At 68.5% G+C, this 14401-nt stretch carries 14 protein-coding genes; 4 read left to right on the forward strand and 10 right to left on the reverse strand.

Annotation, left to right across the window (positions count from 1 at the left end; genetic code table 11):
• Positions 1-4 precede the first annotated feature (4 nt).
• Positions 5-1981: an APC family permease gene (locus tag FDK12_RS09405; RefSeq protein WP_223263204.1), complete on the reverse strand. Its 1977-nt coding sequence runs from the start codon at positions 1979-1981 to the stop codon at positions 5-7.
• A 101-nt stretch (positions 1982-2082) separates the two neighbouring features.
• On the opposite strand from FDK12_RS09405, the gene FDK12_RS09410 reads away from it, so the two are divergent.
• Positions 2083-2757, forward strand: a complete 675-nt coding sequence (locus tag FDK12_RS09410; protein WP_104117539.1) for a potassium channel family protein — start codon at positions 2083-2085, stop codon at positions 2755-2757.
• Positions 2754-3431, forward strand: a complete 678-nt coding sequence (locus FDK12_RS09415) for a potassium channel family protein (RefSeq protein ID WP_104117424.1) — start codon at positions 2754-2756, stop codon at positions 3429-3431. The genes FDK12_RS09410 and FDK12_RS09415 overlap by 4 nt, the downstream gene beginning before the upstream one ends.
• Here the strand turns inward: FDK12_RS09415 and FDK12_RS09420 are convergent.
• From FDK12_RS09420 to dut, 4 genes are all read right to left on the reverse strand, one after another.
• Positions 3428-4231, reverse strand: coding sequence for a DUF3159 domain-containing protein (locus tag FDK12_RS09420; RefSeq protein WP_137369336.1), 804 nt, complete (start codon positions 4229-4231; stop codon positions 3428-3430). The genes FDK12_RS09415 and FDK12_RS09420 overlap by 4 nt on opposite strands.
• Positions 4232-4260: 29 nt before the next feature.
• On the reverse strand, positions 4261-4566 hold the full coding sequence (locus FDK12_RS09425) for a hypothetical protein (RefSeq protein ID WP_137369337.1): 306 nt from the start codon (positions 4564-4566) through the stop codon (positions 4261-4263).
• A gap of 53 nt (positions 4567-4619) precedes the next feature.
• Positions 4620-5495 carry a DUF3710 domain-containing protein gene (locus FDK12_RS09430; RefSeq protein ID WP_137369338.1) on the reverse strand — a complete coding sequence of 292 codons (876 nt, stop codon included), beginning with the start codon at positions 5493-5495 and terminating at the stop codon, positions 4620-4622.
• 78 nt (positions 5496-5573) lie between these two features.
• Positions 5574-6083 carry a dUTP diphosphatase gene (gene dut, locus FDK12_RS09435; RefSeq protein ID WP_137369339.1) on the reverse strand — a complete coding sequence of 170 codons (510 nt, stop codon included), beginning with the start codon at positions 6081-6083 and terminating at the stop codon, positions 5574-5576.
• 212 nt (positions 6084-6295) lie between these two features.
• Here dut and FDK12_RS09440 point away from each other — a divergent pair, with 212 nt between their 5' ends.
• Positions 6296-6772, forward strand: a complete 477-nt coding sequence (locus FDK12_RS09440) for a DUF3093 domain-containing protein (RefSeq protein ID WP_137369340.1) — start codon at positions 6296-6298, stop codon at positions 6770-6772.
• Between the two features lie 24 nt (positions 6773-6796).
• Here the strand turns inward: FDK12_RS09440 and FDK12_RS09445 are convergent, their stop codons facing one another.
• Complete coding sequence (locus FDK12_RS09445) at positions 6797-7129, reverse strand: DUF4193 family protein (protein WP_137369341.1); 333 nt, start codon at positions 7127-7129, stop codon at positions 6797-6799.
• Positions 7130-7341: 212 nt separating this feature from the next.
• Between FDK12_RS09445 and sepH the strand changes: the two genes are divergently transcribed.
• Positions 7342-8658: a septation protein SepH gene (gene sepH, locus FDK12_RS09450; protein WP_137369342.1), complete on the forward strand. Its 1317-nt coding sequence runs from the start codon at positions 7342-7344 to the stop codon at positions 8656-8658.
• A 163-nt stretch (positions 8659-8821) separates the two neighbouring features.
• On the opposite strand, the gene FDK12_RS09455 is transcribed toward sepH, so the two are convergent.
• The 4 genes from FDK12_RS09455 to FDK12_RS09470 are packed head-to-tail and all read right to left on the reverse strand — an operon-like array spanning position 8822 to position 14311.
• Positions 8822-9562 (reverse strand): thymidine kinase, encoded by a 741-nt coding sequence (locus FDK12_RS09455; protein WP_104117432.1) that lies wholly within the window; start codon positions 9560-9562, stop codon positions 8822-8824.
• On the reverse strand, positions 9555-10760 hold the full coding sequence (locus tag FDK12_RS09460) for an alkaline phosphatase family protein (RefSeq protein WP_137369343.1): 1206 nt from the start codon (positions 10758-10760) through the stop codon (positions 9555-9557). The genes FDK12_RS09455 and FDK12_RS09460 overlap by 8 nt, the downstream gene beginning before the upstream one ends.
• Before the next feature lie 6 nt (positions 10761-10766).
• The gene (locus FDK12_RS09465) at positions 10767-11444 is read right to left on the reverse strand and encodes a DUF5998 family protein (protein ID WP_137369344.1); all 678 of its coding nucleotides are present in this window, start codon (positions 11442-11444) and stop codon (positions 10767-10769) included.
• 47 nt (positions 11445-11491) lie between these two features.
• The gene (locus FDK12_RS09470) at positions 11492-14311 is read right to left on the reverse strand and encodes a bifunctional GNAT family N-acetyltransferase/acetate--CoA ligase family protein (RefSeq protein WP_137369345.1); all 2820 of its coding nucleotides are present in this window, start codon (positions 14309-14311) and stop codon (positions 11492-11494) included.
• Between the last annotated feature and the right edge of the window lie 90 nt (positions 14312-14401).

The following is a 14401-nucleotide window of genomic DNA, read 5'->3' on the forward strand; positions in this document are numbered from 1 at the left end:
CTTCCTACTTGAGGTCCTGGTAGATCTGCGCCGCGTCGGAGGACGCGAGCTGCCACGGCACGCTGGCGACCATCACGCCGGGCACGTAGTGCAGGCGGGCCTTGATGCGGAGAGCGGTCTGGTTGTGCACCAGTTGCTCCCACCATTTTCCCACCACGTACTCGGGGATGTAGACCACGATGAGGTCCCGCGGGGAATCCCTCCTCATCGATTTGATGTAGTCGAGGATCGGCGAGATGGTGTCGCGGTACGGCGAGGCGAGGACCGTGATCGGCACGGGGATCTCGTACTTCTCCCAGTCGGCGAGCGTCTGGCGGGTCTGGTCGGGATCGACGTCCACGGTGATGGCATCCAGGCGGGAGGGTCGCGACGCGCGTGCGAAGGCCAGCGCCCTCAGGACGGGCTTGCGGACGTGTGAGACGAGGATCACGGCATGGACGCGGGAGGGAAGGGCACGGAGCCGGACGGCGTCGTCGATCGCCAGTTCCTCCGCGACGGTGTCGTAGTGCCTCTTGATGCTGCGCATGACGGCGAAAAGGATGGCCATCGCGAGGACCGCGATCCAGGCGCCGTACTCGAACTTGGTGACGAGGACGACCACCAGGACCGCAGCGGTCAGGCCGAAGCCGAGGGAGTTGATGGCACGGGACTTGTGGATCCTCCAGCGCTCCTGCTTGCCGACCGTGCTGCGCAGGGTCCTGTTCCAGTGGCGGATCAGCCCGAGCTGACCGCCGGTGAAGGACACGAAGACCCCGACGATGTACAGCTGCACCAGAGCGGTGACGTCCGCGCGGAAGACGAGGATGAGCACGACGGCGCCGAGGCCGAGCGCGAGGATGCCGTTGCTGAACGTCAGCCGGTCTCCCCTGGTGCGCAGCTGGCGGGGCAGGTAACCGTCCGTGGCGAGGATGGAGGCAAGGACGGGGAAGGCGTTGAAGGCCGCGTGTCCCGCGAGCATCAGGATCAGTGCCGTCGCCGCGACGACCAGGTAGAAGGCGGGCGAGTCGCTGCTGAAGATCGTCCGTGCCAGCTGGCTGACCACGGGCGCCTGGATGTAGTCGTCCGGAACGGGCTGCCCCTCGAGCAGCAGCTGGGACGAGGGGTCCTGGACGACGTGGACCCGTGTGGCATTGGCGAGGTAGATGATGCCCGCGAGCATGGCGGAGGACACGACGCCGAGCACGACGAGGGTCGTCGCCGCGTTGCGGCTGCGTGGAGGTTCGAAGCGCGGCACGTTGGAGCCGGGGCCCTCGAGCCCGGTCAGTGCCGCCGCACCGGCGGAGAAGGCCCGGAGGATCAGGAGGGCGCCCGCCAGGCCGACGAGGCCGGCGTCGAGGGCTGCGTCCGGGACGATCTCGAACCGCGCGCTCGGAGCCTGCGCCAGCGTGCCGACGGCCGCCTGGACGACACCCGTGATGCACAGGGCGAAGATCCCCGCGAGGAAGGCGTAGGTGACGACGGCTCGGGCACGGACTCCGCGCGTGATCCCGCGCAGGTTCAGCAGCACGAGCACGGCGACCCCGACGACGGCGAGGGTGATGCGTGCGGGCTCGAGTGCCGGAGCGAGCGAGACGACGTACTGCGCGGCAGCCGAGACCGACACCGCAACGGTGAGCAGGTAGTCGATCATCAGAGCCGATGCGACAGTGGTGCCTGCACGCGGACCGATGTTCTGCTTGGCGATCTCGTAGTCACCGCCGCCCGACGGGTAGGCATGCACCGCCTGCCGGTAGGAGGCGACGACGACGAGCAGGACGGCGATCACGGCCAGCCCGACCCAGGGCGAGATGGCGACCGAGGCGACGCCGGCGAGGGCGAGGGTCAGCAGGATCTCGTCCGGCGCATAGGCGACCGATGACAGCGCGCTCGCCGAGAAGACGGGCATGGCAAGGCGCTTGGGGAGGCTCCTGTTCCTCAGCCTGTCGCTGGCGAACGGCTTGCCCACCAGCACCCGCTTGACGGCCTCGAGAAAAGTCAGCACGCCCCACAGACTAGCGCGTCCGCGCCTGCGGCCAGCCACTAGGCTTGGTGCTGATACAGCTCGGAACAGCAGGACCTACGCAGGAATCAGGGGTGCCCTCGGTGGCTCATTTTGTGATCATGGGATGCGGCAGGGTGGGGGTCAGCCTCGCCCACACACTGGATGAGTCCGGCCACTCGGTTGCGATCATCGACCAGGACGACCGCGCCTTCCGCCGCCTGCGCTCCTCGTTCGGAGGCCGCAGGGTCACCGGTGTCGGATTCGATCGGGAAACGCTGAAGTATGCCGAGATCGAGGACGCCTACGCCTTCGCCGCCGTGTCCAGCGGCGACAATTCCAACATCCTCGCAACCCGTGTGGCCCGCGAGACCTTCCATGTGCCGCATGTGGTGGCCCGCATCTACGATCCGGGACGCGCCGAGATCTACCAGAGACTTGGTATCCCCACGGTGGCCGCGGTGCGCTGGAGTGCCGACCAGGTGCTGCGAAGGATCCTTCCCGAGCAGACCATCAACGGTGACTTCCGCGAGACGTCCGGCCGGTTGATCCTCGCCGAGCTCGCCCTGAGCGACGCCTGGCTGGGCAGGTCCCTCCGGAGTATCGAGGCCGCGAGTGGTGTGCGCATCGCCTACATCACCCGATTCGGCGAGGGAATCCTGCCGACCGCGGAGACGAGTTACCAGCAGGGGGACATCCTGCACGCCATGATGAGGACGACGGCGACGGACGAGATCGGACGCATCCTCGCCGCCGCACCGAAGGAGGAGATCCAATGAGGGTAGTCATCGCCGGGGCCGGGAGCGTCGGCTCGTCGATCGCCCGGGAACTGCTCGGCAACAAGCATGAGATCCTGCTCATCGACGAGAAGCCGGAGGTCATCGGGCGAAGCGGTCTCAAGGGCGCGAAGTGGCTGATCGGTGACGCCTGCGAACTCACGACGCTCAAGGATGCGCGGCTGGACGAGGCCGACGTCGTGGTGTCCGCAACCGGCGACGACAAGGTGAACCTGGTCGTGTCGTTGCTCGCCAAGAGCGAGTTCGGCGTCGGGCGCACCGTCGGGCGTGTCAACAACCCGAAGAACGACTGGATGTTCGATGACTCGTGGGGCGTGGACGTGGCGGTCAACACACCGAGGCTCATGACGGCGCTCGTGGAGGAGGCCGTGGAGATCGGGGACCTCGTGCGCCTGCTGACCCTGCAGACCGGGGCGTCCTCGATCGTCGAGTTCACCGTCCCCCAGGACTCGCCGCTCGTCGGCGGGACGATCGGCTCGATCCTCCTGCCGGAGGACTGCGCCGTCGTCGCCGTCCTGCGGGACGACTCCCCCATCACTCCGAGCCCGGACGACGTCGTCGAGGGTGGGGACGAGATGTTCTTCCTCGCCGCCATAGCAGCCGAGGACGAACTGCGCGTGGCCCTGTCCGCGCGGAGCGACGGGGGCGGCGCCTAGCGTCCCTGGGCGCCGTTCACCGGGCCGTCGTCGGTACCGCCCGGGACCGGTCCCGCTGCGGCACGCGGGCGGGAGACGATCCACGCGAGCCAGAGCCCGAGCGCGTACAGCGGGAGGCCCATCGCCACGCGGGTCGACCCGAGGGCTGCGACGTTCTCGGCGAGATAGAGCGGCACCTGCACCACGAGCCGCAGGGCGAGGACGGAGACGATGATCCAGGTGGCGACGGAGTAGGCGCGGACGCGCGCCGGATCCTTCCGCCATTCGATCCCCTCGTTGCGGATGAACCCGAGGAGGAGCCCGGCGAACGGCCATCGGAAGACGACCGATGCGGCCATCGCGACGATGTAGCCGCCGTTGATGAAGAAGCCGGGAAGGAAGAAGTCCTCGGCGTTGCCGGTGCGCAGGGCCACGAACGCACAGAAAGCGACGCCGACGAGCCCGGCCAGGGCCTGCGTGACCGGCGTCCTCGAGACCAGCCGGATGAGGGTGAAGACCGCGGCGACGGCAAGCGCCGCGATGAGCGACACGGCAAGATCGGTGGTGAAGGTGAAGAGGACCGTGAAGACCAACCCGGGCGCGATGCTCTCCGCGAGCCCCTGCACTCCGCCGATGGAGGACAGGACGTCGATCTGGCCGGAATCATCGCGCCGCACACCGGATTTCGCGGCGTAGCGGCTGGCGAGCTCGGCCGCCGAGGGCTGCGCCTGCGTGCTGTGCGGGCGCGATGCAGCAGGCGCTGCCCCGTCATCGGAAGAGGGCTCCGGGCCGGCGGTGGGATCGTCGATCGGGTGGCTCATGCCGGATTGCTCCTATCGAAGTGGCTCATCTAGTACTCCTCGGGGCGGCCGATGATCTCGTAGCGCGGGTTGTACACGGTGGGGGTGCCGTCCACCCGGCTCAGCATCCCCTCGAACCTCAGGGTGACGCCGGCCTCGACGCCGGGCACCCTGCGCTGGCCCATCCAGACGATGCGCACGTCCTCGCGCACACCATCCCGGTCGATCCGAGCCACGACGGTGAACGACGGCGGCGCCGTCACCGGAGCGACCGTGACCCTGTGGATCACGCCGCGGGCCTTGATCCTCCCCCGCACGGGAAGCGGATTCGCCGCCTCGGGCACGGGGCGGCCCACCGATCCCCTCGGATCAGTGCCGCCGGGTGCGTACTGCCGGGAGGGCACGGCGGCTAGCGGGTCTCGGTGATCTCGGGACCGCGCTCCAGCGGGTTCAGGTCAGGACGGGCCGGCGCGGCGGGCGGGGGTCCCGCCGCAGCGTCCTTCGGCAGCTTGAGCTGCAGCAGTTCACGCGGCGGAAGGGGGTGGTCGCCGCGGACGACGACGACGTTGCGGAACAGCTCCTCGATCGGTGCTGCCGCAGTGTGTTCCAGCGCAGCCGGTCCACCGAACACGCCGCGGAGGAACCAGCGAGGGCCGTTGATCCCCACGAACCGAGCCACACGGTAGCCCGGCTGGCCGTCGGGAGTCTGTGCTGGAAGCTTGGCGAGGAGTTCGGTCCCGAGGCGTCCCGGACGTTCCTCGACGGTACCCCCCTGCGATCCCACGGAAGCACCGATCTGCTCCCTGATCTCGTCCCAGAGCCCTTCCGTCTTCGGCGCCGCGAAGGCTTGCAGCTGCAGCGTCGAACCGCCGAGGTCGAGGGTGACGGCGATGACGCGCTTGCTGCGCTCCTCGACCTCGAGGCGCAACTGGAGCCCCTCGGCCGCGTTGATGCGGAGGGCGCCGAGGTCGATGTAGCCGTTCTCGGTGTGCTGCTCCGAGACGTCGAAAGGCCCCAGAGTCGCACGGTCGTAGTCCGGGGTCGAGACGTGGCCGGCCGGCGTTGGGGGCGCTGCAGGCTCACTGTCGATGGCGCCCGTGCCGCTGTCAGTGTCAGTGTCAGTGTCGGGATCAAGGTCCGTGTCACTGCCCGCCGAGGCTGGACCGACAGCGCTCGAGGCAGCATCGGCTCCCGCCACGTCATCCACCGGCTCAACCGGTGCGTGCTGCTCCGTCGACGCCTCGGCGTCGACCTGCTTCTTCTTCCTGAGGCGCCCAAAAGCCATGTTCGGGATCCTTTCCTGGTGACGTTCTCGAGTAGGTGACACGTTCTGTGAAGCGAAAGGGGTGGCGTACGCCTCGCGTCAGCCGTCGGCGGGACTGCCGTAGGAGGCAGGCGAGATCTCGGAAGTACCGAATCCGCCGGTGGAGCCGAACCCACCCGAGCCGCGCACGCTGCCGGGCAGTTCGTCGACGACGGCGAACACCGCGTGCTCGACGCGCTGGATGACCAACTGCGCGATCCGGTCACCCCTGGTGAGACGCACCGGGTCGGTCCGGTCCGTATTCAGGAGGCATACCTTGATCTCGCCCCGGTAGCCCGCATCGATGGTGCCCGGCGCATTGACGATCGTCACCCCATGACGTGCCGCGAGGCCGGAGCGGGGATGGACCAGACCGACATAACCGTGCGGGAGGGCCATGGCGACACCGGTGGGGACGAGCGCCCGCTCCCCCGGAGCCAGAACGACGTCGACGGCCGTGCGCAGGTCCGCACCTGCGTCGCCGTCGGTGGCGTAGGCGGGGTGCTCGAGACCGTCGTCGAGCATCAAGATCTGGACCGGCAGGTCCTGCTGTGTACCCATTGACCGCATCTCCCACGCAAGCTATCCGGTTACCAGCACCCCACTTTAGCGCCTTTGCCGGAGCCCCAGCTGACCGCCCGTCAGCGCAGCGGCGGCAGCAGCCCGCAGGCGGACGGGCAACGCCGCGAACGGCCTGTCGGAGGTACATCGGTACGCGCGCGTCCGTGCCGCACGATGCCTGCCGGGATGAGAAGGACAGGAAATGGTGGAATGCTGGTCCCATGTCCAGTGCGCCAGGGGAAGCACCCCAGAACACACCCGATCAGGCCGTCCAGTACGAGGAGCGCCTGTGGCCCTCGCCCTGGGTCTGGCTCATCGCGGCAGGCTTCTCGTCCGCCACGATCGTGATGTTCGCGCCCATCTCCATGGAGGTCGGCTACGGCGCCGCTGCCGTCGTCGCGGTCATCGTGTTCACCCTGCTCATCCTGTCGACACCCCGCATCACGGTGACTGCGACGACCCTGACCGTGGGGCGTGCGACCATCGAACGGAAGTACCTCGGGACCGTGCAATGGTTCACCGGGGACGACGCCACCAACCAGCGCGGACCGGGCCTGAACGGCCTCGCGTATCTCTGCATCCGCGGGTGGATCTCCCCTGTCGTCAGGATCGAGATCTCCGATCCGGAGGACCGCACGCCCTACTGGCTCGTGTCCTCGCGCCACCCGGAGCGGCTGGTGGCGGCACTGGCGGGCTGATGCCCTGCGCGTTCTCCGGGGCTGTCAGCCCTCGCAGTCCGAGCAATACAGCTGACCGCCCCTTTCGAGGGCGATCTGCGAGCGGTGCCGCACGAGGAAGCACGAGGCGCAGGTGAACTCGTCGGCCTGGGCGGCGAGGATCTGCACCGACACCTCTTCGCTGGAGAGGTCGGCGCCCGGCAGGTCGAATGCTTCTGCCGCAGCCAGCTCGTCCTCGTCGAGCAGATCCTTCGTCAACAGGGTGCCGGAAGGGACCTTCAGGGTTCCCTGCTGCCCCGCGCGGTGGCGCCTGCCTTCACCGGTGCGGGTGTCCCCGTCACCGAGAGCGGTGTGCAGCGCGTCGTAGTCTGTCGTCATACCCGTCTTTTCTCATCTGTTCTCATCGTCACTGCCCGTGTCACCGGCCATGCTGCTGCACGCCGTTCCACCCTACGGCTGAGCCAACGCCGTGAGGTCCCGATTTGTGCCCGGTCCCGGACGAGCAGGCGCCACGCCTGACCGCATAGTAGGAAAGGCCGCCGTTCAGTGGCAAAGTTTCATTCAGGAATTATTGTCGGCTGGAGGATTTAATGCAGGAGTTACGCCTGGTGGGTGTCCATGAGGATGGCGAACATCTGCTGTTGAGCGGCGAGAGGGGTACGTCCTACCGGCTACCCATCGATGACGCGCTGCGTGCCGTGAGCGGTCGTGGTGCCGGGCACTCGACGGCGTCACCCGCTACCGTTCCGGACGAGCACCGGCAGAAGCCCGCTAAGTCGCCGGTCCACCTGACCCCCCGCGACATCCAGGCTCGCATCCGCTCCGGCGCGACGGCGCAGCAGGTCGCTGCCGAATCAGGACTCGACCTAGCCCATGTGGAGCGCTACGAGGGGCCGGTGCGCGCCGAGCGGGACTACGTGGCCTACCTTGCACAGCGCGTGGAGGTCGCGACACCCCTGCCCAGCCATGACGGCTACCGCTCGGCGTTCGGCGACAGTCCAGCGATGCTGGGAGACATGGTCACGTACCGGGTGCAGAGCTACGGGATCGACCCGGCGTCGCTCGAATGGGACTCCTGGCGCCTGCAGGACGGCTCGTGGCACGTCGAAGCGGCCTTCGACCTGCCCGAGGACTCCGCCGTGGACCTCGGGGAGCAGCCGCCGGCCCGATGGACCTACAACCCCACGCGGAAGACCGTGACGAACGGCAACCGCTGGGCTCAGGTCCTGAGCGAACTCGAGCCGCTCGACGGCCCTCTGCCCTCACGCCGGCTCAGTGCCGTGGCCGATCGCGTGTTCGACTTCGAAGCGGAGAAGGAGGAGGAGGCGCCGGACGCCGCATCCACCGACCAGGACGGCCTGCTGGACGTCCTCAGGTCACGCCGCGGGCAACGCCTCGGCCTCGATGAGGACGGCGACGACGCCCTGGCCGAACTCCTGACGCGAGGCTCGATACCTGCCGCGCACCCTCGCAGCGATGACGGAGCCGACCAGGATGCGCCCCACGAGAGGGATGCTCAGATCCCCGGCCTGGTGCTGGCCCCAAGAGCGGCAGGAGACACCCCTGATGCTGACGCCGCCGATCCGGACCACCACGACGACGGCACGCCCAGGCTCTACGACGGCGTCAGTACGGACACGCGCGAGATCAGCATCTTCGCGCAACCGATCCGCAGGCTGCAGCCTCCGGCGGATCGCCAGGCGCCCGATGCGGGGACGGCGAGCAGTGGAAGACGTGACGCCGACGCAAGGGATACGACAAGGGAGACGACAAGGGCTTCCGAGGTCGTTGCCGGCAAGGACACCGGCAAGGCTGCCGCGGAAGCCGGCCCCGAGCGTCGCGTGAAGCCGAAGCGCTCGAGCGTCCCGAGCTGGGACGACATCGTGTTCGGACGGAAGGGCGACTAACCGCTCCGGCCTGTCCCAGGAGTACGCGCATCGACGGCTTCTCCGGTCCGCGCCGATGGCGGCCGGTATGAGCTGGTGCAGGCCATCCCAGAGAGACGCCCCGACGTGGATCCGAGGCGGCGGACGCAGGAACAGCAGGCCGAACCGGTCGCCCTAGCAGAACTCAGATCCGGCCGGATTCCCGTTCCCGTGGGTCGAGCTGCCGCGGGTCGAAGGGAAGCGGTTCCTCGTTGGAATAGAGGGACGGTGAGGTCCTCGACGTCTGGCGGCGCATGTGGTGCCGCCGGCAGAGGGTCTCGTAGCCGACCACGGATTCCCGACCCGCTGTGCGCACTGCATCCGTCGCGGCCGCGAAGCTGTCCTGATCGATCGGCTGATCGACGTCGCCCACCACCATCTGGTCGCCTTCGACGACCATGACGCCGTCCACCGTCCGAGCGTTGTGGGTGGCCCGCTTGCCGCACCAGCACAGGGCCTCGACCTGCAGCACCTGCACCCGGTCGGCGAGCTCTATGAGCCGCTGGGATCCGGGAAACAGCCGGGTGCGGAAGTCCGAGGTGATGCCGAAGGTGAAGACGTCGATGTCCATCTCGTCCACCACGCGCGCGAGCTGGTCGATCTGAACCGTCGTGTAGAACTGCGCCTCGTCGCAGATGACGTAGTCGATGCGCGCTCCCATGGTCTGTCGCAGGGTCAGCTCCGCCCAGAAATCGGTCCCGGGGAAGACCTCGACGGCGGGAACCTGCAAGCCGAGGCGGCTGGAGATCATGGACTCGCCTGCGCGGTCGTGCGAGCTGAACAGGATCCCACGCCGCCCGCGGGCCTTGTGGTTGTGATCCATCTGCAGGGCAAGGGTCGACTTGCCGCAGTCCATGGTGCCGGAGAAGAACAGCAGCTCAGCCACGCTCGGCCCCCTTTCCACTCCCCCGGCGACGTCCGCCACCGATCGGTGGAGCCAGGGTCAGCAGTGGGATGTCCCGCTCCGCCCGCGTCAGGGAACCGTGCTGGCCGACCACGCCGAAGGCGGCAGGCTGGACGCGGCGCCCGTCGATCAGGGCGATGCCCTCCCTCGCCAGGACGACCAGGTCACCGATGCGCGGCAGCACCGTGTCCGCCACGGCGCCGAAGTAGCCCTGATCCACCGCTTCCTTCCGCGTGAGGATCCAGGCCTTCGACCCGAACACCTCGTGCCAGCGCCTTGCCACCGCCTCTCGCTCTGCATCGGCCAGGCCCTGCTCGAAATAGAGGTGCAGCATGCGCGGCTCACCTCCTGTGTGCGCGAGGCCGTGAAGAAGCTCCGGGCGCTCGGAGTAGTCGATGCGCTGGGAGGCGGGGATGTCGACCATGCCGTGGTCCGCCGTCAGGAGCAGGAGGGTGTCAGGCGGGACCCGGCGGGCCAGCAGCTTCAATGCCGCGTCGAGGTCCTCGAGCGCCCTCACCCACTCGCTGGAGTCGATTCCGTACCGGTGACCGGCCTTGTCGAGATCGTTCACGTAGAAGTACATGAGCATGCGCGAAGCCTGTGAAAGGTGCTGCGCTGCGGCATCGATCCTTGCGTGGATGGTGTTGGCTCCGACGAAGATCCCACCGCGCAGTGCCGCCTGGGTCATGGGCGACTCCGCGAATCGCGGCTGACTCACCGTCACGACGGGCAGGTGCTCGGATACGCGCTCGAAGACCGTCGGGTGGGGCTGCCAGGCAAGAGGATCGACGCCGGCATCCCAGCCGCCGAGCATGTTGACGACGCGTCCCTGCGCCGGGTCCAGGACGTCGTAGCCCACCATGCCGTGCTGTCCCGGCGGGAGCCCGGTCCCGAGACTCGCCAGGGAGGCGGCAGTCGTCGAGGGGAAGGCCGAGGACAGCACCCGGGCCGAATCGAGGCTGTCGCGCAGGAACGGAGCATGCGCCGCGTGCTTCTTGAGCAGGACCATCCCGAGACCGTCCACCATGACGACAACGATCCGGCGGGACTCCGGCAGCGTGAGGGCATTGGTGAAGGAGTCCACTCCGAGTGCTGCGGCGGAGCTGGTCATCACCTGGGCCACGGTGGAGGCGCCGTAGGCCGGTGGAGCCGGAAGGGGTTCCCGGTGCAGGAAGGGCATCAATCGCTACCGCTGGTGGTGCGCCCGGTTGAACCGGCCGCCGAACCCGGGCTGACGACGGGGCGCGTCGTCGGGCGCGGGGAGGTACCCCCCGGACACGGGGCTCGCCGTATTGACCTTCCGCAGCGCGCGCGCGAACCCTTTCGCGTTCTGCACGGCCTGCGCACCGTCCGCCTCCGCACTGACCCGCAGGACGATGTCCTCCTGGGCTACCGTGCCGGTGAAGCCATGGTCGGCGTCGCACTGCGAGTCACCGCAACTGGCAGGTCCGATGTCGAGGCGCTGCCCGCCCGACCACGCGATCGCGAGCGTCATTTCACGGACCGGGTCGCTGGGCTTGTAGTCCTGGGGCTGGGCGTAGAGGTAGCTGAGCACCACGGACCGGATCTGGCTGACCGGAACGGATTCCGTCGAGACCTGCGCCATGACCTGCTCGCCGGCGTCGTCCAGCTGCTGGTCGTCGACGTGCGTGATGACCAGCATGTCCTCGGTGAGCACCAGCACCGTGATGTGCCGGTGGACCTCCGTGCGCTCGAAATGCGTCTCGAGGTGCGCTACGTGCGACAAAGGCTCCCGACCGTCGAGGGCGTCATGGACGACGTCGGCCACGAGCCGTGGGTAGAAACCGGCGCGTTCGAGCGATGCATCGAGGTCACGCCACTGGGCGGAAGGCGATGGGGTCATGTCCCCAGTTTCCCCCACCGACCCGTGGTGTGCCTAACCAGCACGCGTCAGTCACGCATCGCGCGGCGGGCGCTGTCGGTTCGTCGCTGCGGGTTGCCCACGTCGATCGCGGCACTCAGCACGGCGAGGCCCGACGTCGCGACGAGCACGGGATTGAAGTTCAGCCGGGCGATGTCGGGGTGATTGTCCTTCATGAGCGCCGTGCGCGCGACCAGGTCCTGGATCGCCGCGACGTCCGCGGGCGGGAGTCCCTGGTAGCCGAGCAGCTTCCGGGACGCCCTCGGAGCCCTGATGAGGTCCGCGATGTCACCCGTGCTCAGCGGGGGGACCGCGTGTGCCCAGTCGTCGAGCAGGTTGACGGCGTCCCCTGCCATGCCGAAGGACACCACGGGACCCATGAGGGGATCCTCGATGGCACGGACGCTGCAGGCCTGGCCGGATGGCGCCATCGACTGCACCTCCATGCCGAAACTCCCGAAGCCGGCCAGGACCTTCTTCATCTGCTCGATGTTGTCCCGCAGGGACTGCGCGTCGTCGATGTTCAACCGGACACCGCCGAGGTCGAGGCGGTGCCTCAGGTGCTCGTCCATCGTCTTCAATGCGACCGGCCAGCCCAGCCGCTCCGCATGCTCCACCGCTTCCTCCGTCGACGAGAAACGGGCCGACGGAAGCAGCCGGATACCATAGGCGCCCAGAAGCGCCGCGCATTCCTCCGGGGTGAGGCGGGTGAGTTCGACGTCGGTGACGCGCGAGCGTACTTCCATCAGGATCCTCGACGCGGCGTCCGCATCGACGCCCTCCGGGTCGAGGAACTCGCCGTGGTCGCGCGAGCGCCAAAGCGAGTACCTGACGACGGCACCGAGCGCAGCGAGAGCAGCGCCCGGGCTGGGGAAGCACGGGAGTCCGCGCTGCAGCTGCAGCGGTTCGTCCGGTACCTGTCCGTCCGACCCTGTGACATCGACCGGGCCACGCGCTGTCGGGCTGTCGAGGGGCAGCCTGACCGGCTCTGTCGCCGCCGGTGTCGGCCCGGCGGCAGGGCCAGGCGCAGGGGCTGTCGAGGCGGCAACGAGTCCGTCGAGCTGCAGTCGCGCGTCAAGGATGCCGGTGAAGGAGGCGATCACCGGCTTCCCAGCCGTCTCTGCACAGCGCTGCAGGCAGGCGGCGAGCGCGTCGGCGGTGAGCCCACGGGCAGGCAGGGTGGTGACGACCGCCGCGTGGACCGATACGTCCTGGAGTGCCTTGAAGACAGCCGATTCGAGGGCAGGCAGGGCCACCGACTGTCCTGTCTCGAGCTGTAACCCCGCGTCGAGGTGCGCGACGGTCATGCCCTGTGAGACGACCCCGTCCGCCACGACCTTCCCGAGAGCGGACGAGTTGCTGAAGACGGCGACTCCGGGTCCCTGCGGCAACGGCTGGCTCGCAACGATCTGGGCGATGTCCATCAGCTGCTCGGTCGTCTCGACCCTCATGACGCCCGATTGCCGGAGCATCGAGTCCAGTGCGCCGCGAGGAGCCTGACTGGTACGGACGGCGTGTCCGGGCGGGAGCTGCAGCCCGGTGACATCGGACTTCGCCACGATGACGGGCTTGGTCCGGGCGAGACGGCGGGCAATGCGCGAGAACTTCCTCGGGTTGCCGATCGACTCGAAGTAGAGGCCCACGGCGCGTGTGGTCGGATCGTCCTCCCAGAACTGCATCGCGTCGTTGCCGGACACGTCGGCGCGATTGCCCGCGGAGATCACGGACGAGACTCCGAGCCCGCGGCGGTGGGCGCTGGCGTACAGGAGCACTCCGAGGCCTGCGGACTGGCTGAACAGCGAGAGCGCTCCCCGTCGGGGCAGGTCGGGCGCCATCGAGGCGTTGAGGCGCACCTCGGGATCGGTGTTGACGAGCCCGAGCGACGCGGGTCCGACGACGCGCATCCCGTGCGCCCTCGCCCGGTGCACAAGGGCCCGCTGGCGCGCGAGCCCGTCGGCGTCGTCGTCCGCGTATCCGGCCGTCACGACGAGCAGGCCCTTGACGCCGGCCCGCGCGCACTCGTCGACGACGGCGTCGACCTGGTCGTAGGGCACGGCGATGACCGCCAGGTCGACGGGCTCCGGCACCTCGGCCAGCGAGCCGTGGGAGATCATGCCGTGCAGTTCGAAGGCCTCGGGGTTGACGGCGTAGACCCGACCCGTGAAGCCGCCGTCGATGAGATGTTCCAGCAGGGCGTACCCCACCGTGCCCCACTCCCGGCTCGCGCCGATGACCGCGACCGACGACGGCGTCAGGAGTTCGGCCATGCTCCTGGCTTCGGCGCGATGCTCGCGGGCCTCCATGACGGCCTGGGACCTGCGGGTGGGGTCGATGTCGAAACGGAGCATGACGACGCCGTCGTCGAAGTGCCGCTCCACCTCGTAGCCGGCCTCGGCGAAGACGGTGATCATCTTGCGGTTCTCGGGGAGCACCTCTGCCGAGAACCGCCGGATCCCGTTCTCGCGGGCGGCGACGGCGAGGTGTTCGAGCAGGATGGAGCCGACTCCGCGGCCCTGGTGGTGGTCCGAGACGTTGAACGCCACCTCGGCCTCCAACGGATCGTCGAGCCGGTCGTAGCGGCCGATCCCGATGATGTCGGTGCCGCGCGTGATCACGAACGCCACGCGATCGCGGTGGTCCACCTCGGTGAACCGCTTGAGCTCCTTGGCGCTGAGCTTCGCCTTGTAGGTGAAGAAGCGCAGGTAGATCGAGTTCTGCGACTGCCGCACATGGAAGGCCTGCACCGCGTCCGCGTCCGCGGGCGAGATGGGCCGCAGGTGCGCGGTTCCGCCGTCGCGCAGGACGACATCAGCTTCCCAATATTCCGGGTATTGTCCGTCCGCCACCATAGACTCAGGGTAGTCGGCATCCCCCCGACCGTGGGTCGGACGCAACCGGAACCGCCTGCGGGGCCCGGATGCCCGCCGACCACCCGATCA

The sequence above is a fragment of the Arthrobacter sp. NamB2 genome (assembly GCF_005281365.1).
Classification (GTDB): Bacteria; Actinomycetota; Actinomycetes; order Actinomycetales; family Micrococcaceae; genus Arthrobacter_D.